Raw genomic sequence first — 21,902 nt, forward strand, 5'->3', positions numbered from 1 at the left:
AAAGCATGAAAGGACTTCGACGGTTGCTGGCCGCTACCCTGGCCACCTTTGGTTTGTTGGCTGCGCCGGTCCCGGTGTTCGCCGCCCAGGCGCCGATCCACTTCGCCGACCTGAACTGGGAAAGCGGCAGCCTGATCACCGATATCCTGCGGATCATCGTCGAGAAGGGCTACGGCCTGCCGACCGATACGTTGCCGGGCACCACCATCACCCTGGAAACCGCCCTGGCCAACAATGACATCCAAGTCATTGGTGAAGAGTGGGCCGGCCGCAGTCCGGTGTGGGTCAAGGCCGAAGCCGAAGGCAAGGTCGCGAGCCTGGGCGATACGGTCAAGGGTGCCACCGAAGGCTGGTGGGTGCCGGAATACGTGATCAAGGGCGACCCGGCCAAGGGCATCAAACCCCTGGCGCCAGACCTGCGCAGCGTCAGCGACCTGCCGCGCTACAAGGACGTGTTCAGCGACCCGGAAAGCCCGGGCAAGGGGCGCTTCCTCAACAGCCCGATCGGCTGGACTTCGGAAGTGGTAAACAAGCAGAAACTCACGGCCTATGGCTTGAACGACAGTTATGTGAATTTCCGTAGCGGTTCCGGCGCAGCGCTGGATGCGGAGATTGCTTCGTCGATCCGCCGTGGCAAGCCGGTGCTGTTCTATTACTGGTCGCCGACGCCGTTGCTCGGGCGCTTCAAGTTGATTCAACTGGAAGAACCGCCGTTTGACGCCGAAGCCTGGAAAACCCTGACCGACGCCGACAACCCGAATCCGAAACCGACCCGTTCGTTGGCTTCAAAGCTATCGATTGGGGTGTCCACGCCGTTCCAGAAACAGTACCCGCAGATTGCCGAGTTCTTCAGCAAGGTCGATTTGCCGATCGGGCCGTTGAACAAAGCCTTGGCGGAAATGAGTGAAAAGCACACTGCACCGCGCCAGGCGGCCGAGGCGTTCATGAAGGCGCATCCGCAGGTTTGGCAGGCGTGGGTGCCGAAGGATGTGGCGGATAAGGTTAGCGCGTCACTGAACTGACCGCATTCCCTGTAGGAGCAAGGCTAGCCCGCGATGGCGATTTCACTGACGCCATCGCGGGCAAGCCTTGCTCCTACAGGGGCACGCATTCCAAATGTGGGAGCGGGCTTGCTCGCGAAGCTTTTGCTCTTAGAACTTAGTCTGTACGGCTAACTCGAAAGTGCGCGGTGTGCCGAGGTAGTAAGCCGGCGACACATGCGCAAACTCGGCATACACCTCGTTGGTCAGGTTACGCACCCGGCCGGTGACGGTGGTGTGTTGGTCGACCTTGTAGCTCAGGAAACTTCCGAACAGCGTGTACGACGGCACGGTCATGGTGTTGGCATTGTCGGCAAACACTGAAGCCACGTATCGCGCATCGACGCCACCCTGCCATTGCGGCGCGAAGTCGTAGGTCAGCCACAGGTTGCCGACCCGATCCGGCACGTTGGTCGGTGTGTTGCCTTTACGTGAAACCACCACGCCCGCCGCGTTCTTCTCGCTGAACTCGTCGTATTGCGCATCGACCCAGGCGAAGTTGCCTTCGGCCAACAGTTTGTCGGTGATCCTGAAAGATGTGGCCAACTCAATGCCTTTCGAGGTTTGCTGACCCACCGGAATACTTTGCGTCGGGTCGAGTGGATCAGTCACCGCGAAATCCTTGCGCTCGATCGTATACGCCGCCACCGTCGCCGAGCCGCGACCGCCCAGATAATCAAACTTGCTGCCGACTTCCCATTGCTTGCCGGTGGATACGTCGAAATCTTGCGTGCCATTGGGCTGTTCGGCGGCGGTGCTGTATTGCACGTAGACGTTGGCCGTGGGGATGAACTGGTAAGTCAGTCCGACCCGCCCGGTGACCGGTTCCCAGCTGCGCTTGAGGTGCCGGGGATTGCTGGCGGTCACCTCGCGGTGGTTGGTCACGTCCAGGTCGATGTCGTCGTAACGCAGGCCGGTCAGCAGCGCCAGTTTGTCGGTCAATGCCAGGCGGTTCTCGACGAACAGCGCCTTGGTCGTGACCTCGTTGGTTTTGTCACTGATCAGCTTCGGGTTGGTGCCGGGGATGTCATAGAAGTGCCCGGGCTGGAAGTTGTTCGGATCAACCGTGCTGGCACCTTTGACGTTCAGCGGCGAGTTGGTGGTCTGGTTGACCTTGTACTCGAAACCGCCGGACCAGGTGGTGTCCAACCCAAACAGCGTGTTGTCGTGACGCAACTCGAACTGGTCGCCGTTCTGCTCGCCCTGATGCCGCACCTGATACGCCGTGGAACGGTTCACCGCGCTGTTATCGGCGTTGTATTGGTAGGTTTCCAGGTTGCGATAGTCGCGCTGGCTGTCGAGGTGATACAGCGTGTTGCGCAGAGTGGTGCTGTCGTTGATCCGGTAATCAATGATCGAGCGCACCCATATCGTGCGCTGTTCGTAGCGACCGTCCTCGACGTTGTAGTTATTGAAGCGATTGTGTTTATCGATCTTCAACTCGCCAGCCTTGGGGTTAAGGACCGGCGTGCCCCAATAAGGACTGTCCTCGTGTTCGTCCTGATATTCCAGGGCCAGGGTGTGGGACAGGTTGGGCGTCAGGTCGCTGAGCAGCGAAAATGCCATGCTCCAGGCGTCGCGCTCCTGACGGTCGATGTAGCCGTTGCTGGTGTTGTGGCTGACGTCGAGCCGCGCGTAGTGCTGAACGTCCGCCCCGGCTTCGCTGAGGGCGTGGTTGAGGCCAAATGCGGTCTCGGTGGTGTCGTAGCTGCCGTAGCTGACCCGACCTTCGGCGGCTTGCTCTTCGCGGGTCGCCAGTTTGGTCACGTAGTTCAGCGAACCACCCACGGAACCGGCACCATTGATCAGCGACGAGGGGCCGCCCACCAGCTCCACCCGATCATAAATCCACGCGTCCACCGGGCGCGCCAGACCGCTCGATACGTTGATGCCGTTGAACATCTGGGTGATTTGGCTGTTGGTGAAACCGCGATAGGACACGAACCCGCCGAAACCCGGTGGGGCGCTGGCGTTCACGCCGGGCAAGGTATTGGCGGCGTCCTGGAAGTTCTGCGCACCGTGGCGCTCGATGTCATTGCGGTTGGCGATGGCCACCGAGGCCGGGGTGTCCCGCACACTCAGGCCCAGCCGCGAGGCCATGCCGCTGGGTTGGTCAAGGCTCAGGCCGGGTTCGTTGCCGGCTTCACCGTCAATGGTGATCGGCGCCAGATCCACAGTGGATTGCGCCCAGGTGTTAACGGACAGGCAGCCGAACAGGCTGGCCAAAAGAGGAAGATGTTTCATCAGTGAATCCTGAATGCTTGGCTAGGAAACAGCGCACAGGCAAACGCCACGCGTTAGCGCAGTGGGCTGATCAGAAGGCGAAGTCGTTCAGGCGAAAGGCGGGGCGCGAGGGTTGGCGGACGGCCAGGTGTAGCGGGTGGGAAGGTCGATGTGCGCAACAACGGCCAGTGGTGGGCTGTGCTGTTGCGGGAGGATCGCCAGGGTCAGGCTGGAATTGAGCGCCGGGCCCATGCCGCCGGTGGAGCACAGCGGGCAGCCAAACGCCTTGGACAGGGTCGGCAGCTTCTCTTCGGAGGTGTCCGAGGCGGCGGGTGCCTGGGTCGCCGGATCGACGGCGCAGAACTGGCCGCCGAGGCCGTTGAGCTGCATCCCGACCATTTGCCCGTGACCGATACTGCAGGCGAACACGTTGAACAGGACGCAGCAATAAAGCATCCAGGCCATCAATGTGCGATCAGTTCGGGCGAATTTCATGGGGCGGCACTTTACCACCGCCGATGACATTTACCCTTACAAAAATGCTCGATGAAGTTCATCCTGCTGCGACATTTCACGCTGGAAGTCTGAATATGAGCCTTATGGTCGCGCAATGGATTGCTGCAATCTTCCTGTTGATCAGCCTGATTCACTTGTATTGGGCGGCAGGCGGCAAGTTGGGAAGCGAGGCGGCAGTGCCGCGAGTGCCCGGGGAGGGTGGCGGGGAATCAAGGCCAGCGTTCAAGCCTTCGGGGTTTGCCACATTGCTGGTGGCGGTGGGTTTGCTGCTGATCGCGATGCTGGTGTGTTTGCGGGTCGGTCTGTACCTGCCGACGGTGCAGCACTGGTCGCTACAATGGGTGATCAGCGCCATTGCGATGCTGATGTTCGCCCGGGCGATCGGCGATTCGAACCTGATGGGGTTCTTCAAGCAGGTCAAGGGTTCGAAATTTGCCCGGCTCGACACCTGGGCTTATTCGCCGTTGTGTGTGGTGTTGGGGGCCGGGTTATTGGCAGTGGCCTGGATCTGATCCGGGAGTAAAGCAAGATCAAAAGATCGCAGCCTTCGACAGCTCCTACAGGTGTACACATAACTCTGTAGGAGCTGCCGAAGGCTGCGATCTTTTGCTTCTAACTTTTGCTTTCGGTGTGCCGACTACTCACCTCAGCCGGCACATCATCCCCGGCCATACGCTTGCGGAACAACGCGGCCCGCGCCAGCAGCAACGTGGTCACCGGCACCGTGATCGCCAGCAAAATCGGAATCAGCCACGCGTGCAATACCGGCGCGGACTTGAGCGCCGAAAAGTAAATGATCGACGCCAACGCCACACACCACGCGCCCAAGGTCGACGCCAGGGCGGGCGGGTGCATGCGCTGGAAGTAATCCTTCATCCGCAGCAACCCGACCGCGCCAATCAGCGCAAACAGACTGCTGAGCACCAACAGGATCGCCACCGGAATCTCGACCCACAACGACAGTTCGCCATTCATTCGATCACCTCGCCACGCAGCAGGAATTTGGCCAGGGCAAACGAGCCGACGAAGCCGAACAGGGCGATCAGCAGCGCCGCCTCGAAGTAGGTGTCACTGGCATAACGAATGCCCAGGGTCAGCATCATCAGCATGGCGATGATGTACAGGTAATCCAGGGCCAGAACACGGTCCTGGGCCGATGGCCCCTTGAACAGGCGCACTAGCGTCAGGATCATCGCCACGGAAAAGATGAACAGGCTCAGCAGGATCGCATTCGACAGCAAGGCGCTCATTCGAAGATCTCCATCAAGGGACGCTCGTAGGTCGTCTTGAAATGCTCGATAAACGACGCTTCGTCATCCAGATCGAACACGTGCAGCAACAGGATGCTGCGGTCCAGCGCCAGTTCTGACCAGACCGTGCCGGGGACCACCGTGCAGATCATCGACAGCGCCGCGAGGCCGTTGGCGTCACGCAAGTCCATCGGCACTTTGACAAATGCCGAGCGTGGTGGACGCCGACCAGCGTTGAGCACGCCCCAGGCCACCGCGAGGTTGGACGTCACCACATCGCGACCGACCAGGAAAAACAGCCGCACCATCACGCCGGGCCGTCGAATGCGGATGGGGAGCGGCCGCAATTTGCGCATCATCAGCGGCGCGCAAAGCCCCAGCACCGCGCCCAGCAGCAGATTGCCGGGGCTCAGGGACAGGTTCAGCAACAGCCACAACAGCCACAGCGCCAGGGACAACCACGGTGCCGGAAACAGACGCTTCATGGTTGCACCTCCGCCATCGCAGCCTTGGCTTCAGGGCTCGGAACCGCGCGGGTGCCGAGCACCGCCATTACATATTGCTGCGGGTTGTTCAAGGCATCCGCGGCAGCCTGGGTGTAGCGCAGCAGCGGTTCGGCCTTGAACGTCAACACGATGCTCAGCCCCAGCAGCGCGATGATCGGCACGCATTCGAAGCGGCGCAGCAGTGGCGATGGCCGCTCTTCCGGGGTCCAGAAACGCTGGATGCCCAGGCGCGAGAAAGCAATCAGCGAAGCCAGCCCGGACAGGACCAGCAATGCCAGCAAGCCCCACGCCGCGTTCGATACCGGCACGTCACCGCTATTGCCGATACCCATTGGGTTGAGCAGGGCGCTAAGCAAGCCGAGCTTGCCGATAAACCCGGACAGTGGTGGCATGCCAATGATCAGCAGCGAGCAGGCAATGAAACTCAAACCGAGGAACGCCATGGTCCAGGGGATCACCTGGCCGACCACGGCTTTCTGTTCGTCGTCGAGGTTGATGCCTTTGGGCGGTTGCAGGGATTCCATCGGCCGTGGCAGCAGGTCGCCGTCGTCGTACAGCGGCATTTCGTTGACCGAACGGGAGCGCTCAATCAACTCGGCCAGCAGGAACAGCGCACTCAATGCCAGGGTCGAGCTGACCAGATAGAACAGCGCCGCGCCAATCAGGTTGGGTTGGGCGAAACCGATGGCCGACAGCAGAATCCCGGCAGACACCAGAATGCTCAGGCTGGCCAGGCGTTCCAGGCGTTGCGCGGCCAGAATCGCCACCCCGGCGCAGACGATGGTCGCCATGCCGCCGTAGATCAGCCAGTCTCCGCCAAAGTAGGCGGACGCCCCGGCCTGACCAGAGAACAGCAGCGTCCACAATCGCAGCAAGGTGTAGACGCCAACCTTGGTCATGATCGCGAACATTGCCGCCACCGGTGCGCTGGCTGCGGAATAGGCCGGCACCAGCCAGAAGTTCAGCGGCCACATCCCGGCCTTCGCCAGGAACGCCACCGCCAGAATCGCCGCGCCGGCATGCAGCAGGCCGCGATCGGCTTCCGGCACCAGCGGTATTTTCAGCGCCAGGTCGGCCATGTTCAGCGTGCCGGTGACGCCATAAATCAGCGCCGCGCCAATCAGGAACAGCGACGAGGCCAGCAGGTTGATCGAGATGTAATGCAGCCCCGACGACACCCGCGCCCGACCCGAACCGTGCAACATCAGGCCATAAGACGCGGCCAGCAACACTTCGAAGAACACGAACAGGTTGAACAGGTCTGCCGTCAAAAACGCGCCGTACAGGCCCATCATCTGAATCTGGAACAGCGCGTGGAAGCTTGAGCCGGCACCGTCCCAGCGAGCCATGGCGAACAGTAGGGCGCTGACGCCGATGATCCCGGTCAGGACCAGCATCAACGCCGAGAGGCGATCCACCACCAGCACCAGGCCGAACGGCACTTGCCAGTTGCCCGGCAGGTACACGCCGATGGAACCAGGCACGCCAGTGGTTTGCGTCCATTGCAGCAACAACACCGAAATCCCCAGGCCCAACAGGCTGGAGAACAGGTTGATCTTGGCTTTCAACGGACGATGTTTTTCGCCGAGCATCAGCATGATGGCGGCGGTCAGCAGCGGCAGCAGAATCGGTGCGGCGATCAGGTGCGTCATCGCATTCATTCTTTAGGCTCCCGGCCATCCACATGGTCGGTGCCGGTCAGGCCCCGGGAGGCGAGCAACACCACCAGGAACAGCGCGGTCATGGCGAAGCTGATGACGATCGCGGTCAACACCAAGGCTTGCGGCAGCGGATCGGTGTAATGCAGCAAATCCTGCGGCACGCCGTCCTTGATGATCGGCTCCTTGCCGATGAACAGGCTGCCCATGCTGAAGATGAACAGGTTGACGCCGTAGGACAGCAGGCACAGGCCCATGACCACCTGGAATGTCCGCGGTCGCAGGATCAGCCAGACGCCAGATGCCGCGAGGACGCCGATGGCGATTGCGATGACTTCTTCCATCAGACGGCTCCCTTGGCGGCAACGGATCGGGGCAGCACGGCGGATTTAGGCTGCGCTGCGGTTTTGTGACCCCGTACCGATTGGTGGGCAAGGGCGGTGAGGATCAACAGCGTCGAACCGACCACCACGGCGTACACGCCAATGTCGAAGAACAGCGCGCTGGCGATATGAATGTCGCCCAGCACCGGCAGTTCGAAATGCCAGGTGTGGGTGGTCAGGAACGGATAGCCGACCGCCATCGCCCCCAGCCCCGTAGCCGTGGCGAACAACAACCCGGTGCCCATCCAGCGCAGAGGGCGCAGGCTCATTTGCGCCTCGACCCATTGGGTGCCGGCGACCATGTATTGCAGGATAAAGGCGACGGACATCACCAGCCCGGCGACAAAACCGCCGCCCGGTTGGTTGTGGCCGCGCATGAACAGATAGAACGACACCACCATGGCAATCGGCAGCAACAGGCGCACCAGCACCGCCGGCACCATCATGAAACCGAGGGCGGTATCGCTGGCGTGGCGTGGGTTGACCAGGTCGGTGACCACGTCGGGCGCGAGCAACCGCTGCTGGGCCGGCAGTTGCAGGCTTTCTTTCGGTGGGCGGAAACGGCGTAGCAGGGCGAACACGGTCAGCGCCACGGCGATCAGCACGGTGATTTCACCGAGGGTGTCGAAGCCACGGAAGTCCACCAGCATCACGTTGACCACGTTGCTGCCACCGCCCTCGGGCAGGGCGCGGCTGAGGTAGAACGAGGAAATATCGTTCGGCGTCTGGCGGGTCAACATCGCGTAGGCCAGCAATGCCATGCCGCCACCGACCAGGGTCGACAGCAGCAAGTCACGGATACGACGGATGCGCGCCTTGCGCAGGGTGCTTGGCAGCGGCGACACCTCTTCGATGCGGCGTGGCAGCCAGCGCAGGCCCAACAGGATCAGCACGGTGGTCACCACTTCGACCACCAGTTGCGTGAGCGCCAGATCCGGCGCCGAGAACCAGACGAAGGTCACGCAGGTCATCAACCCGCACACGCTGACCATGGTCAGGGCGGCGAGACGGTGGTACTTGGCCTGCCACGCCGCGCCGAGGGCGCAGGCAATCGCCAGCAGCCACAGGATTACGAACACAATCGAACCCGGGATTTTCGGCCGGTCGCCCCAACTCAGGCTGCTGTGGAGCATCGGGATCAACCCGGCCAGCACGGCGGCGAGCACCATCAGGAACAATTGGGTTTGCAGGCGTTTGGTGCTGATCCGCCGTTCCAGGCGACGGGCCAGACGCATCATCACCACCAGACTGCGCTCGAACAGGCGCTTGCCATTGAAGCGGCCAACCAGCGGCGGGAATTTGAAGCGCCCGCGCTTGAGCTGATTGCGCAGTAGCAGGTAGAGCACGATGCCGCCGGACATGGCGATCAGGCTCATGATCATCGGCGCGTTCCAACCGTGCCAGATCGCCAGACTGTATTCCGGCAGCGTGCCGCCGACCACGGGCAATGCCGCCGCCGCGAGCAACGGGCCGACCACCTGCGCCGGGAAGATCCCGACGATCAGGCAGGTGAACACCAGCAACTCGACCGGCGCGCGCATCCAGCGTGGCGGCTCGTGCGGGGTGTGCGGCAGGTCGGTGGCGGGCGGGCCGAAGAACACGTCAACGGTAAAGCGCAGGGAGTAGGCGACGCTGAACGTACCGGCGATGGTCGCGACAATCGGCAAGGCCATCTCGACCCAGGCCGTGGCGTTGATGAACACGGTTTCGGCGAAAAACATCTCTTTGGAGAGGAAGCCGTTGAGCAACGGCACACCGGCCATCGAGGCACTGGCGACCATGGCCAGGGTGGCAGTGAACGGGATCAGCTTGATCAGGCCGCTGAGCTTGCGAATGTCCCGGGTGCCACTTTCGTGGTCGATGATCCCGGCGGCCATGAACAGCGAGGCCTTGAACGTGGCGTGGTTGAGAATGTGGAACACCGCGGCCACGGCGGCCAGCGGACTGTTCAGGCCCAGCAGCAGGGTGATCAGGCCAAGATGGCTGATGGTCGAGTAGGCTAGCAAACCCTTGAGGTCGTTCTGGAACATCGCGCAATACGCGCCGAGCAGCAGGGTGCAGGCCCCGGCCCCGCTGACGATGTAGAACCATTCTTCACTGCCGGACAGCGACGGCCACAGCCGTGCGAGCAGGAACACCCCGGCCTTGACCATCGTCGCCGAGTGCAGATAAGCCGAAACCGGGGTTGGTGCCGCCATTGCGTGGGGCAGCCAGAAGTGGAAGGGGAATTGCGCGCTTTTGCTCAAGGCGCCGATCAGGATCAGGGGCAGCAGAATAGGGTAGAGGGCATGTGCGCGAATCAGATCGCCGGCGGCCAGGACCTTGTCCAGGTCATAGCTGCCGACCACATGGCCGAGCAGCATGACCCCCGCGAGCAAGCACAAACCCCCGGCCCCGGTGACCATCAGCGCCATATAGGCGCCGCGTCGCGCATCGGCGCGGTGGTGCCAGTAGCCGATCAACAGGAACGAGAAGAGGCTGGTCAGCTCCCAGAAAAACACGATCTGGATCAGGTTGCCGGAAATCACCAGCCCGAGCATGGCGCCCATGAATGCCAGGAAAAACGCGAAGAATCGTGGCACCGGATCGTCCGGCGACATGTAGTAGCGGGCGTACAGCGACACCAGCGTGCCGATACCCAGCACCAACAGCGAGAACAACCAGGCAAACCCGTCCATGCGCAGGACGAAATTCAAGCCGAGGCTCGGTAGCCAGAAAAACTCTTCGCGTATCACGCCGCCATGGGCGATTTGCGGGTACAGGAGGGCGACCTGGATGGTGCCAATCAAGGCCACCAGGCCAGCCAACAGCGATTCGGTGTTACGCGCGTTATGTGGCAGCAAAGCCGCGACACAGCTGCCGATAAAAGGCAGAAGCAGTAGAACTATCAGGGACATAGGCTTCTAATCTGCGGAAGTTTGTGATGCATCATACGTGCCGGAATCAGGATCACCAAACGGCAACCTGTGGCAGGATCCTTCAAGGTAGGCGGGATAGGCCGGTTTTGCTCGTTCTGACGGGAATGATTGCAGCAGGTCCGACCCCTTCGCGAGCAGGCTCGCTCCCTCAGGGATCAACGGCGGACACAGATCCTGCATTCACTGACAATCCCCTGTGGGAGCGGGCTTGCTCGCGAAGGGGCCGGCACATCCAATGTCAATGTCACCAGATAGACCGCTTTCGCGAGCAAGCCCGCTCCCACAAGGGGTCTGCGGTTTACATGCCGAACTCTGTGGGAGCGAGCCTGCTCGCGAAAGCGGTGTATCAGTCACATCAAACTAATCGACAGCCTCAGTCTCCGAGACGCTCTCAACCTGCTCCCGCTGTTTACCCTTGGTCTTCAACTCACTGACAATCACCGCCGCCACAATCAACCCCGCCCCCAGCAACGCAATCGCCGGCAAGCGCTCCCCGGCAATCCGCCCGACAATCCCGGCCCACACCGGCTCACCGGCATAGATCAATGTCGCCCGGGTCGGCGAAACGCTTTTCTGCGCCCAGTTCATCGCCACCTGAATCGCCGCACTCGCTGCACCCAAACCCAATGCGCTGCCCAACAGCAGCCATGAGAAGTGCGGAATCGCTTCCTGGGTCGGCACCACCATCAGAAACGCCAGCATCGACGTGACCGCCAATTGCACCACCGTCACCCGCCGCACATCGACCTGACCGGCATAGGTGCTGATCAGAATGATTTCGGCGGCAATCGCCACGGTGCTGATCAACGTGGCGATTTCGCCGGGGCTGAAGTTCAACGAAGCACCGGACGGCCCGGACAACATCATCAGCCCGGTGAACGCGAGCATGATGCCAATGCTCGGCATCAACCCCGGCCGTTTGCCAAAGACTAGCCATTGCAGCAACGGCACAAACGGCACATACAACGCGGTAATAAACGCCGACTGGCTACTGGGAATCGTCTGCAAGCCCACGGTCTGCAAGCCATAACCGAGCATGATCGCCACACCAATGAAGAAGCCGGCCTTGAGTTCCAGCAGCGTCACTGCCCGCAGGCTGCGCCAGGAGAACAACGAGACAATGCACGCCGCGGCGGCAAAGCGCAGGCCCACGAAAAACATCGGCCCGCTGACGGTCATTGCATGTTGCACCAGCAAAAACGTCCCGCCCCAGACCATTGTGATCAGGCCCAGCACGCACTCGGCCTTGCTGAACCGCGAGAAACGGGAAGAAGCCTGAGGGGAGTTCGCTGACATCATGACCTTGCGCGCTACTTGGGGCGGACGCACAATGCGCCCGAATGTTGCGCAGTATACTGCCCAACCCCATCGAGTGAGCAATATAGTGCACAAAGATTCTCCGCCGCGGGCTTCGGTCCTCCAGCACGTCAGCCAGAACGTTCGACGCTTGCGCCACGCCGCCGATATGAGCCAGACCGCGCTCGCGGAAAAATCCGGGGTCAGTCGCCGAATGCTGGTGGCCATCGAGGCTGGCGAGAAAAACGTCAGCCTGACCACCCTCGACCGCGTGGCCGAAGCGCTGGACGTGGCGTTCAGCGACCTGATTCAGGCGCCGGATGCCCGCGACACGAGTCGCATCAACGAAGTGGCCTGGGCCGGCAAAATCCCGGGCAGCAAAGCGGTGTTGCTCTCCAAAGCCACCGCTATCCGTGAAGTGGAACAGTGGGAATGGTGCCTGCAACCGGGGGAAATCTACCCGTCACAACCGGATGCCGACGGCTGGAGCGAACAGATCTACGTGTTCGAAGGCTGCCTGACCCTGATGCTCGGCGACACCCCGCAGAGAATCGCCGCCGGTGAGTTTTTCATGTTTGCCAGCAACCAGCCGCATTCCTATCGCAATGAAGGCGACGTGGCGGCGCGGTTTGTGCGCAATGTGGTGATCTGACTGTTTACAGGCCAACAGTGGATGAACACTTTGCTGTTTTTAAGCTGCAAGTATTTCTCGGATAATTCGACAAGCTATTGAAATAGAACGAATTTATATTCAGGCACGACTCCTGCAAAAGCTCCAGGGTATTCACCCGGAACCACGGAGTCGGCTCATGACAACTTCACCTCCCACTGCCCACCTGATCCGCTCGGACGCCGAAGCCATCGCGGTCGCGCACAAGCTCGCCGCACGCTTCGCCGTCGAGGCCAGCGTTCGGGATCGCGACCGACGCCTGCCAGTGGCCGAACTCGACGAGTTCTCCGCCAGCGGTCTGTGGGGCATCACCGTGCCCAAGGACTACGGCGGCGCCGGGGTGTCCTACGTGACCGTGGCTGAAGTGATCAAGATCATTTCCGCCGCCGATTCATCCCTCGGCCAGATCCCGCAAAACCACCTCGGCGTGCTCGACATCCTGTTGCAAACCGCCACCGAGGAGCAGAAGCGCTATTACTTCGGCAAAGTCCTGCAGGGCCACCGCTTTGGCAATGCCTTTTCCGAATTCAAAAGCAAAAATGCCGGTGCCTTTGAAACCCGCATCCGTTTCGATCAAGACAGCGCGCAAATCGACGGCGAGAAGTTCTACTGCACCGGCGCGTTGTTCGCGCACATCGTGCCCGCGGTGGCGGTCAACGAGCAGAATCAGGCGTTTATTGCTTTCATCGAACGCGACAATCCCGGTTTGACCGTGATCGACAGTTGGGACGGTTTCGGCCAGCGCACCACGGCCAGCGGTGGCGTGACGCTGAATGCGGTGAAAGTACCGTTGAACGCGGTCATCCCGGCCCATAAAGCCTTCGACGAACCCACCGCCGACGGCCCGATTTCGCAAATCATCCAGGCCGCCGTGGACACCGGCATCGCCGTCGGCGCGCTGGAAGAAACCAAGCGCTACGCCCGCGAATCCCGCCCGTGGATCGACAGCGGAAACGATCACGGCTGGCAGGACCCGTTCAGCATCGCCGCGATTGGCGACCTTGAATGGCGCGTCCACGGCACCGAAGCGATCCTGAAGAAGGCCGGGCTGGCCATCGACGCCGCGTTGCTCAACCCCAACGAAGACACCGTCGCCCATGCCTCCGTGGTGGTGGCCCAGGCCAAAGTGCTGTCCGCCGAGATCGCGTTGCTCGCCAGCAGCAAACTCTTCGAACTGGCCGGCACCCGCTCGGTGCTCGGCAAATACAACCTCGACCGCCACTGGCGCAACGCCCGGACTCACACACTGCATGATCCGGCGCGCTGGAAATTCCACCTGATCGGCAACTACCTGCTCAACGGCGTGAAACCCGCGCGCCACGCCTGGAACTGAGGAGCCCACCATGAATGCCTTGACTCAACCGATTAGTGCCGGGCAACCCCTGGCCAAAAGTCAGCACGACGTGCACAACGCCCGCAACCTGCTGGAGGCGACCCTGCGGTTTGTCCGCCAACAAGGGCAAACCGCGCAGGATCCTTACGTCATCAGCCGTTTCGGTGATTTGCACATTCGCATCGAAGTCGCCGCCGCGCTGCTGGAACGTGCCGAAGCCTTCCTCGATAGCCATGAAGATGACACTGAAATCAGCGTCGCCATCGCTGAATCGCACCTGGCCAGCGCCGATGCCTTGAACGCTGTCAGCAACGCCGAATTTGAACTCACCGGCCAACGCACCCCGTTGCACGGTTCACTGCACGATCCGCTGCGCTGGAAACTCCACCTCATCGGCAACTTCCGCCTCAACGGCATCCATCCCCCAAGCTTCAGGAGCGCCGTTTGATGGCCCGTGAAATTCGTCTTAACGCGTTTGACATGAACTGCGTCGGCCATCAGTCACCGGGTTTGTGGGCGCATCCCCGTGATCGTTCCTGGCAATACAAGGACCTCGAATACTGGACCGACCTGGCGAAAATCCTCGAGCGCGGCAAGTTTGACGGCTTGTTCATTGCCGACGTGCTGGGCATTTACGACGTCTACAACGGCAACGGTGACGCGGCGATCCGTCAGGCGGCGCAGGTGCCGGTCAATGATCCGCTGCAACTGATCCCGCCGATGGCGCTGGTCACCGAGCACCTGGGTTTCGGCCTGACCGCGTCGCTGTCCTTCGAACACCCGTATCCGTTCGCCCGACGCCTTTCGACCCTCGATCACCTGACCAAGGGCCGTGCCGGCTGGAACATCGTTACCTCCTATCTGGAGAGCGGCGCAAAGAACCTCGGCCAGAAAAACCAGACCGAACACGACGCCCGTTATGACTTCGCCGAAGAGTACCTGGAGGTTTGTTACAAACTCTGGGAAGGCAGTTGGGAGGAGGGCGCGATCCTGCGCGATCGTGAGCGGCGGATCTTCAGTGACCCGAGCAAAATCCATGAGATCCAGCACGTTGGTAAACACTTCCAGGTGCCGGGTATTCACCTCTGCGAGCCTTCGCCGCAACGCACGCCTGTGTTGTATCAGGCCGGTGCGTCGAGTCGCGGCAAGCAGTTCGCGGCTGAGCATGCGGAGTGTGTGTTCGTCGCGGCGCCGTCGAAAGTGCTGCTGAAGAAAACCGTTGCGGATATCCGCCGTCGTGCGGCTGAAGCGGGGCGCGATCCGAAGAAGATCCTGATCTTCAACCTGCAAACGGTGATCCTCGGCGAGACCGATGCCAAGGCCAAAGCCAAGTTCGAGGAGTACAAAACCTGGGTCAGCTATGAAGGCGCGATGGCGCTGATTTCGGGCTGGACCGGGATTGATTTCAGCCAGTTCAAACCGGAAGAACCGCTCAAGCACGTGCACACCAATGCGATTCAATCGGCGGTCGAAGCGTTCTCCACGGCGGACCCGAACAAAGTCTGGACCCCGAATGAATTGGCCGATTGGGTGGGGATTGGCGGGTTTGGTCCGTTGTTCGTCGGCAGCCCGGAAACCGTCGCCGATCTGTTGCAGGAATGGGTTGAAGAAACCGATGTGGATGGCTTCAACCTGGCCTATGCGTTGACCCACGAAACCTTTATCGACGCCGTGGAATTGCTCGTGCCGGAGTTGCAGAAGCGCGGCGTGTACAAGACCGAATATGCGCCGGGGACATTGCGCGAGAAGTTGTTTGGCGAAGGGCCGCGCTTGCCCGACATCCATCCGGGGGCGGGCTATCGGGATTTGGCCGGGTTGCGGCAGCAGGAGAAGAAAGTGGTGTCGGCGTAGACGCCTTCGCGAGCAAGCCTCGCTCCTACGGATTTGCGTTGTTCACAAAAAATGCGACCGACATAAATCTCGTAGGAGCGAGGCTTGCCCGCGAAGAGGCCTGCACATTCAACATTGATGTCGGCTGATAGACCGCTTTCGCGAGCAAGCCCGCTCCCACAAGGTGACCGGGTTGTACGCAAATACTCGGCCCGACATAGAACCCCTGTGGGAGCGGGCTTGCCCGCGAAGAGGCCGGCACATCCAATATCAGTGTCGCCAGGCAGTCCGCTTTCGCGAGCAAGCCCGCTCCCACAATTGGATTGTGGTTGTACACAAATGCCCGGCCCGACAAAGATCCCCTGTGGGAGCGAGCTTGCTCGCGATGAGATCGCCACATCCAACATCGATGTCGCCGGTTAAACCGCCATCGCGAGCAAGCTCGCTCCCACAGGGGATGGCGTTAATTCTTCAGCCCAGCGGACCACCGCACGCTTTTGCCCATGACAGAGAGGTCAATCCATGAGCGTGCATGAACTCAAGCGTCCGCCCAGCGCGGATTCTGCGCAATGGCAAGTCAAGGCGCCCCAGGCGTTGGAACAATTGCGCCATTGGGGGCAGGTCAGTCCGTTGCACACGGCGCTGCGGCACAAGCGCCACGGCCAGTGGTGTGTCTGGCGCTGGATCGATGCCTTGCGCGATGTTGAGCGCCTGGCCGATGGCTTGCGCCAGCAGGGCTTTACCGAAGATTCGCGGCTGGCCCTGAGCGGTGCTTTCGAACCCAACCTATTGCTGCTGGCGCTGGCGGCGAAGCACGTCGGCGGCGAAGTGCTGACCGTGCCCGACACCCTCGACGCCGAGACCCTGCACAAAGCGCTGTGGCGCAGCCGTCCGACTCACGCCTTTATCCAGGGCCGGCAAACCCGGCAGATGTGGCTCAACCACGGCCAAACCCTGCTGGACTTCACCGAACTGCTCGGCCCGGTAGAACCGCCGCAACGCCAGCGCCTCGGCCTCTGCGGCGCGCAACTCTGGAGCGAAGAGGGCACGCAATGGCAGGACGGCCTCAGCGTTCTGCTGGATCAATGGCTGGTCAGCGGCCAAGCCCTGGCCTTCCCGGAAAGTCCCGGCAGCGCCAGCCGTGATCGCCGGGAAGTCGCGCCGTCCGGGCTGCTGCTGTCCGCCGAACGCCTGCAACGCCTGGCCGACGAAATCGAAAGCCGTCTCGCCCCGCAAAACACCTGGCGCCGACGCCTGTGCGACTGGGCCATCGCCCACCCGGAAAAACCCCTGCAACGTCTGATCAAAAACCGGGTTCGCCGACTGCTGGGCTTCCACAACCTGCATTTCATCTGGCAAGCCACCCGCACGCCCGGTGCTCAACCCGCGCCAACCTGGCTCGCCGAATTCAAACGGGACATCGCATGAGCTCGACCGATTCCATCCTGCAAGTCAGCGGCATTTCCCTGTCGTTCAAAGGCGTGAAGGCGATCAACGACTTGTCCTTCGACGTACGCCGGGGCGAAATCTGCGCGCTGATCGGCCCCAACGGCGCGGGCAAAAGTTCGCTGCTCAACGTGCTGAACGGCGTGTACCGCTTCGATGCCGGCTCGATCGTGTTCGAGCAGCAGCCATTCAAACGCATCGACCCGCTGAACGCCGCACGTCGGGGCATTGGTCGCACGTTCCAGAACAACGCGCTGTTCAAGAAAATGAGCGTGATCGACAACATCCTCACCGGCCTGTCCCGGCACCTGCGCAGCAGTTTCATCGAACAAGCCCTCAACCTGCCGCGCGCCCGGCGTGAAGCCGCAGACTTTCGCCAACAGGCCCAAGGCATTCTCGAATTCCTCGAACTGCAAGCCCACCGCGACGTGCCGGTGGGCAATTTGTCCTACGGCCTGCAAAAACGCGTGGAGCTGGGCCGCGCCTTGATCGCCGGCCCGCGCCTGTTGCTGCTCGACGAGCCGATGGCCGGGATGAACGCCGAAGAGAAACAGGATATGGCGCGCTTTATCGCCGACATCAACCGCGACCTCGGCACCACCGTGGTGCTGATCGAACACGACATGAGCGTGGTCATGGGTCTGTCCGACCATGTGGTGGTGCTGGATTACGGGCGCAAGGTCGGCGACGGCACGCCCGCCGAAGTGCAGGCCGATCCCGAGGTGATCGCGGCGTATCTGGGAGTGGTGCACTGATGACGTTCTTCTTCGAAACCCTGCTTGGCGGCTTGCTCGCCGGGACCATGTATTCCCTGGTCGCGATCGGCTTCGTGCTGATCTACAAGGCCAGCGGCGTGTTCAATTTTGCCCAGGGCTCGATGCTGTTGTTCGCCGCGCTGACCTTCGTCAGCCTGCACGACCAGGGCGTGCCGTTTGCCTTGGCGTTGTTGCTGACGGTTGTAGTGATGATCATCGGCGCGCTGCTGATCGAACGCCTGGTGCTGCGGCCCTTGGTCAATCGTTCGCAGATCACCTTGTTTATGGCGACGCTGGGGCTGTCGTTCATCATTGAAGGCCTGGCCCAAGGGCTGATGGGTTCGCAAGTGCGGGCGCTGGACCTGGGCATTGACGACATACCAATTTTCATCGGCGGGATGATGGTCAGTCAGTTCGACCTGATCGCCGCCGCTGCGGCCATCGTGCTGGTGACGGTGCTGGCGCTGCTGTTCAACAAAACCCGGATCGGCGTGTCCCTGCGCGCGGTGGCGGATGACACCACGGCCGCTCTGTCGATCGGTATCAACCTCAACCGCATCTGGCAGATCGTATGGGCGGTGGCCGGCATTGTCGGCCTGGTCGCCGGGTTGCTCTGGGGCGCGCGCCAAGGGGTGCAGTTTTCCCTGTCGCTGGTGGTGCTCAAAGCCTTGCCGGTGCTGATCATCGGCGGCTTCACCTCGATTGGCGGGGCGATTGTCGGCGGGCTGATTGTCGGCGCGGCGGAGAACCTCGCCGAGGTCTACATCGGCCCGCTGATCGGCGGCGGCATCACCCCGTGGTTCGCTTACGTCCTGGCTTTGGTCTTCCTGTACATCCGTCCCGCCGGCCTGTTCGGCGAGCGCGCCATCGAGCGAGTCTGAACCCATGTCGACTTCCCTTACCCGCGAAACCGCGCCGTCGGTGTTGGTCCAGCGTCGTGTGCCGTTTGGCCTGCTCGGTCTGTTGTTGATCGCCTTCGTCATCGTGCCGCTGACCGGCAACGATTATTGGCTGAACGCGATTCTGATCCCGTTCCTCGTGCTGTCCCTGGCCGGGCTCGGCCTCAATCTGTTGACCGGTTACACCGGCCAGACCTCGGTCGGTGCGGCCGGATTCATGGCAGTCGGCGCATTTGCCACCTATGGATTTTTGCTGCGATTGCCTGAGCTGGGCTTGCCGGTTGCGCTGCTGGGCGGCGGCTTGATCAGCGCCGTGGTTGGTTTTGTCTTCGGCCTGCCCAGTTCGCGGATCAAGGGTTTTTACCTGATGGTCACCACGCTGGCCGCGCAATTCTTCCTCGAATGGCTGTTCGTCAAATTCCCCTGGTTCTACAACTACGGTTCATCCGGGACCATTTCCGCGCCGAAACTGGCGCTGTTCGGCCATGACCTGAACACGCCGGTCGGGCGTTATTTGCTGACCCTGACCACGGTGCTGTTGTTGACCTGGGTCGCGGTGAACCTGGTGAAAAGCCAGATCGGCCGCAACTGGATGGCGATCCGTGACATGGACACCGCAGCCGCCGTGATCGGCATCCCGGTGGTGCGCTACAAACACCTGGCCTTCGCCGTCAGCTCGTTCTACCTCGGCATCGCCGGGGCGCTGTGGGCCTTCGCGTACTTGGGCACCGCCAGCGCCAGCAGCTTCGATATCAATCGCTCCTTCCAGATCCTGTTCATCATCATTATCGGCGGCATGGGCAGCATCGCCGGCAACTTCGTCGGCGCGGCGTTTATCAGCCTGCTGCCGATCCTGCTCAGCCACGCCGGACAAGCCTTGTTCGGCGGCGCGGTGGACGCGGGGCAATTGCAGAACCTGCAAAAAATCATCTTCGGCGTGTTGATCATCCTGTTCCTGATCAAGGAACCGGAAGGGCTGATTCGCCTGCTGGGCAACCTTCGTGAACGGCTGAGTCACTGGCCGCTGCGCTTCTGAATTCCTCACCTATTAGAGAGACAACATGCGTGCATCCTTGAAACGTTCCCTGCTTGGCGCCGCTCTGACGCTGGCGGTTTTCGGCACTGCGGTGCCAGTGGTCCAGGCCTCGCCGGACCAGCAGTTCTTCCCGTTGGCGACCTATCGCGTGGGCGCCTACGCCTCCAGCGGCGTACAGGTGTGGGCGGGCATGCTCGATTACCTGAACTACATCAACGAGGTGGAAGGCGGGATCAACGGCGTCAAACTGGTCTGGCAGGAATGCGAAACCGAGTGGACGGCGGAGAAGGGCATCGAGTGCTATGAGCGCTTCAAGAAAGGCCTGGACGGCGCGCCAGTGGCGATCTATGCCCCCAACGGCGCCCCGGCGGCGTATGCCCTGAGTGAGCGCGCGGAAGTCGATAAAATCCCGCTGATCACCCTCGGCTACGGCCGCACCGAAGCCACCGACGGCACGGTGTTCCCATACAACTTTCCGGTGATGCTGACCTTCTACAGCGAGGCGTCGAGCCTGATCAACTACATCGCCCAACGCGAGGGCGGCTTCGACAAACTCAAGGGCAAGAAAATCGCCACGGTCTACCACGACTCGGCGTACGGTCGCGAAACCCTCGGCCCGTTGAAGCTGTTGGCCGAGAAGTACGGCTTTGAAAACATTCAGATTCCGGTGGCCGATCCGGGCAACGAACAATCGTCGCAATGGCGGCAGATTCGCCAGCTCAACCCGGATTGGGTGTTCCTGCGCACCTGGGGCGTGTCCACGCCGGTGGCGGTCAAGACTGCTGCGCGTTTCGGCTTCCCGGTGGACCATATCGTCGGTGACATCTGGGCCAGTTCCAGCGAAGACGTGTTGCCCGCCGGTGCCGCCGCCAAAGGCTACCTGGCGTTGACGCCATACCCGGCTGGCACCGATTTCGAGATCCACAAACGCCTCAAGCAATACATCCTCGACAAGGGTAAGAGCGACCTCAAGGACCTGAAGAATTTCGGCAGCGTCTACTACAACTCCGGGCTGGTGAATGCCGCCGTCATGGTCGAGGCGATCCGCACTGCCCAGGGCAAGTTTGGCAAACGTCCGCTCAACGGCGAAGAAGGTCGTTGGGGCCTGGAGCACTTGAACATCGATGACACACGGCTCAAGGACATGGGCTATTTCGGGCTGATGCAGAACCTCAAGTTGTCCTGCAAGGATCACGAGGGCGGCGGTTCGGCGCGGGTGCAGCAGTGGGACGGTGCGAACTGGACGCTGATCAGCGACTGGATTGCGGCGGATCGCGCCTTGTTGCGGCCGTTGATCGATGAAAAATCCGCCGCGTTTGCCAAGGAAAAAGGCCTGACGCCACGCACCTGCACCGGGGATGAATAAGCCATGAGCCACGCCGCCACGGATAACGCCGCGCAGCAGTTGTTGCAGGTCAAGGACATCGAAGTGATCTACGACGGCGCGATCCTGGCCGTGGCCGGGGTGTCGCTGACGGTGCCCAAGGGCGGCATCGTTGCGTTGCTCGGGGCCAACGGCGCGGGCAAAAGCACCACGCTCAAGGCGATTTCCGGGTTGGTGCGGGCCGAACGGGCGGAGGTCAGTCGCGGCAGCATCGAGTTTCTCGGGCGCGATACGGCCGGCGTCGATCCGAGCGTGCGGGTGCGCCAGGGCATGGTGCATGTGCTGGAGGGCCGACACGTGTTCCCGCAACTGACGGTGGAGGACAACCTGCGCAGCGGCGGGTTTGTCCGGCGCTTGAGTCGCCAGGACCTGGCCCGGGACCTAGAGCGGATCTACGCCTGGTTCCCCCGTCTGAAAACCAAGCGCAAAACCCAGGCCGGACTGACCTCCGGTGGCGAGCAGCAGATGGTCGCCATCGGCCGGGCGTTGATGACACGTCCTACTTTGGTACTGCTCGACGAACCTTCCATGGGTTTGGCGCCTATTATCGTCCAGGAGATTTTCGAGATCGTCGCCCAGCTCAATCGCGATGAGCAGGTGAGCTTCCTGATTGCCGAGCAAAACATTAATGTGGCGCTCAAGTACGCGTCCCAGGCCTATGTGCTCGATACCGGGCGCGTGGTGTTGTCCGGAACAGCCGAAGAACTGCTGGCCCGAGGCGATTTGCACGACTTTTATCTAGGCAAACATTGACCGTGA

Annotated in this window: 20 protein-coding genes and 1 pseudogene; 12 read left to right on the top strand and 9 right to left on the bottom strand. The window is 61.5% G+C overall.

Annotation, left to right across the window (positions count from 1 at the left end):
• Positions 1–5: 5 nt before the first annotated feature.
• A complete protein-coding gene (locus HB680_RS15265; protein WP_213939448.1) occupies positions 6–1,022 on the top strand; it encodes an ABC transporter substrate-binding protein in 1,017 nt (338 codons plus the stop codon).
• A gap of 129 nt (positions 1,023–1,151) precedes the next feature.
• Here the strand turns inward: HB680_RS15265 and HB680_RS15270 are convergent, their stop codons facing one another.
• Positions 1,152–3,284, bottom strand: coding sequence for a TonB-dependent receptor (locus HB680_RS15270; protein ID WP_213939449.1), 2,133 nt, complete (start codon positions 3,282–3,284; stop codon positions 1,152–1,154).
• An 87-nt stretch (positions 3,285–3,371) separates the two neighbouring features.
• Positions 3,372–3,758: a DUF2946 domain-containing protein gene (locus HB680_RS15275; protein ID WP_213939450.1), complete on the bottom strand. Its 387-nt coding sequence runs from the start codon at positions 3,756–3,758 to the stop codon at positions 3,372–3,374.
• A gap of 95 nt (positions 3,759–3,853) precedes the next feature.
• Between HB680_RS15275 and HB680_RS15280 the strand changes: the two genes are divergently transcribed.
• Positions 3,854–4,291 carry a DUF3995 domain-containing protein gene (locus HB680_RS15280; protein WP_213939451.1) on the top strand — a complete coding sequence of 146 codons (438 nt, stop codon included), beginning with the start codon at positions 3,854–3,856 and terminating at the stop codon, positions 4,289–4,291.
• Between the two features lie 100 nt (positions 4,292–4,391).
• Here HB680_RS15280 and HB680_RS15285 read toward each other — a convergent pair whose 3' ends face one another.
• From HB680_RS15285 to HB680_RS15315, 7 genes and pseudogenes are all read right to left on the bottom strand, one after another.
• Positions 4,392–4,754, bottom strand: a complete 363-nt coding sequence (locus tag HB680_RS15285; protein ID WP_213939452.1) for a Na+/H+ antiporter subunit G — start codon at positions 4,752–4,754, stop codon at positions 4,392–4,394.
• A complete protein-coding gene (locus tag HB680_RS15290) occupies positions 4,751–5,029 on the bottom strand; it encodes a K+/H+ antiporter subunit F (protein WP_213939453.1) in 279 nt (92 codons plus the stop codon). The genes HB680_RS15285 and HB680_RS15290 overlap by 4 nt, the downstream gene beginning before the upstream one ends.
• Complete coding sequence (locus HB680_RS15295) at positions 5,026–5,514, bottom strand: Na+/H+ antiporter subunit E (RefSeq protein WP_213939454.1); 489 nt, start codon at positions 5,512–5,514, stop codon at positions 5,026–5,028. The genes HB680_RS15290 and HB680_RS15295 overlap by 4 nt, the downstream gene beginning before the upstream one ends.
• A complete protein-coding gene (locus tag HB680_RS15300; protein WP_213939455.1) occupies positions 5,511–7,196 on the bottom strand; it encodes a monovalent cation/H+ antiporter subunit D in 1,686 nt (561 codons plus the stop codon). Before HB680_RS15300 ends, HB680_RS15295 begins: the two co-directional genes overlap by 4 nt.
• Positions 7,193–7,537: a Na+/H+ antiporter subunit C gene (locus tag HB680_RS15305; protein ID WP_007986256.1), complete on the bottom strand. Its 345-nt coding sequence runs from the start codon at positions 7,535–7,537 to the stop codon at positions 7,193–7,195. The genes HB680_RS15300 and HB680_RS15305 overlap by 4 nt, the downstream gene beginning before the upstream one ends.
• Complete coding sequence (locus HB680_RS15310) at positions 7,537–10,473, bottom strand: monovalent cation/H+ antiporter subunit A (protein ID WP_213939456.1); 2,937 nt, start codon at positions 10,471–10,473, stop codon at positions 7,537–7,539. The genes HB680_RS15305 and HB680_RS15310 overlap by 1 nt, the downstream gene beginning before the upstream one ends.
• A 381-nt stretch (positions 10,474–10,854) precedes the next feature.
• A pseudogene (locus tag HB680_RS15315) lies at positions 10,855–11,863 on the bottom strand (DMT family transporter).
• A 15-nt stretch (positions 11,864–11,878) separates the two neighbouring features.
• Between HB680_RS15315 and HB680_RS15320 the strand changes: the two are divergent.
• The 10 genes from HB680_RS15320 to HB680_RS15365 all read left to right on the top strand — a co-directional run bounded on the left by HB680_RS15320 (position 11,879) and on the right by HB680_RS15365 (position 21,896).
• The gene (locus HB680_RS15320; RefSeq protein ID WP_213939457.1) at positions 11,879–12,442 is read left to right on the top strand and encodes a helix-turn-helix domain-containing protein; all 564 of its coding nucleotides are present in this window, start codon (positions 11,879–11,881) and stop codon (positions 12,440–12,442) included.
• 157 nt (positions 12,443–12,599) lie between these two features.
• The gene (locus HB680_RS15325) at positions 12,600–13,793 is read left to right on the top strand and encodes an SfnB family sulfur acquisition oxidoreductase (protein ID WP_213939458.1); all 1,194 of its coding nucleotides are present in this window, start codon (positions 12,600–12,602) and stop codon (positions 13,791–13,793) included.
• Between the two features lie 10 nt (positions 13,794–13,803).
• On the top strand, positions 13,804–14,241 hold the full coding sequence (locus tag HB680_RS15330) for an acyl-CoA dehydrogenase (protein ID WP_213939459.1): 438 nt from the start codon (positions 13,804–13,806) through the stop codon (positions 14,239–14,241).
• Entirely contained in the window at positions 14,241–15,644 is a 1,404-nt protein-coding gene (locus HB680_RS15335; protein ID WP_213939460.1) for an LLM class flavin-dependent oxidoreductase, read from the top strand. The genes HB680_RS15330 and HB680_RS15335 overlap by 1 nt, the downstream gene beginning before the upstream one ends.
• 501 nt (positions 15,645–16,145) lie before the next feature.
• A complete protein-coding gene (locus HB680_RS15340; protein ID WP_213939461.1) occupies positions 16,146–17,051 on the top strand; it encodes an acyl-CoA synthetase in 906 nt (301 codons plus the stop codon).
• Positions 17,048–17,824, top strand: a complete 777-nt coding sequence (locus HB680_RS15345) for an ABC transporter ATP-binding protein (protein ID WP_213939462.1) — start codon at positions 17,048–17,050, stop codon at positions 17,822–17,824. The genes HB680_RS15340 and HB680_RS15345 overlap by 4 nt, the downstream gene beginning before the upstream one ends.
• Entirely contained in the window at positions 17,824–18,705 is an 882-nt protein-coding gene (locus HB680_RS15350; protein WP_213939463.1) for a branched-chain amino acid ABC transporter permease, read from the top strand. Before HB680_RS15345 ends, HB680_RS15350 begins: the two co-directional genes overlap by 1 nt.
• 4 nt (positions 18,706–18,709) lie before the next feature.
• Positions 18,710–19,759 carry a branched-chain amino acid ABC transporter permease gene (locus HB680_RS15355; RefSeq protein WP_213939464.1) on the top strand — a complete coding sequence of 350 codons (1,050 nt, stop codon included), beginning with the start codon at positions 18,710–18,712 and terminating at the stop codon, positions 19,757–19,759.
• Between the two features lie 25 nt (positions 19,760–19,784).
• A complete protein-coding gene (locus HB680_RS15360; protein WP_213939465.1) occupies positions 19,785–21,125 on the top strand; it encodes an ABC transporter substrate-binding protein in 1,341 nt (446 codons plus the stop codon).
• 3 nt (positions 21,126–21,128) lie between these two features.
• Positions 21,129–21,896 carry an ABC transporter ATP-binding protein gene (locus HB680_RS15365; RefSeq protein WP_213939466.1) on the top strand — a complete coding sequence of 256 codons (768 nt, stop codon included), beginning with the start codon at positions 21,129–21,131 and terminating at the stop codon, positions 21,894–21,896.
• The last annotated feature ends 6 nt before the right edge of the window (positions 21,897–21,902 follow it).

Source organism: Pseudomonas sp. dw_612, from assembly GCF_018449725.1.
Taxonomy (GTDB): Bacteria; Pseudomonadota; Gammaproteobacteria; order Pseudomonadales; family Pseudomonadaceae; genus Aquipseudomonas.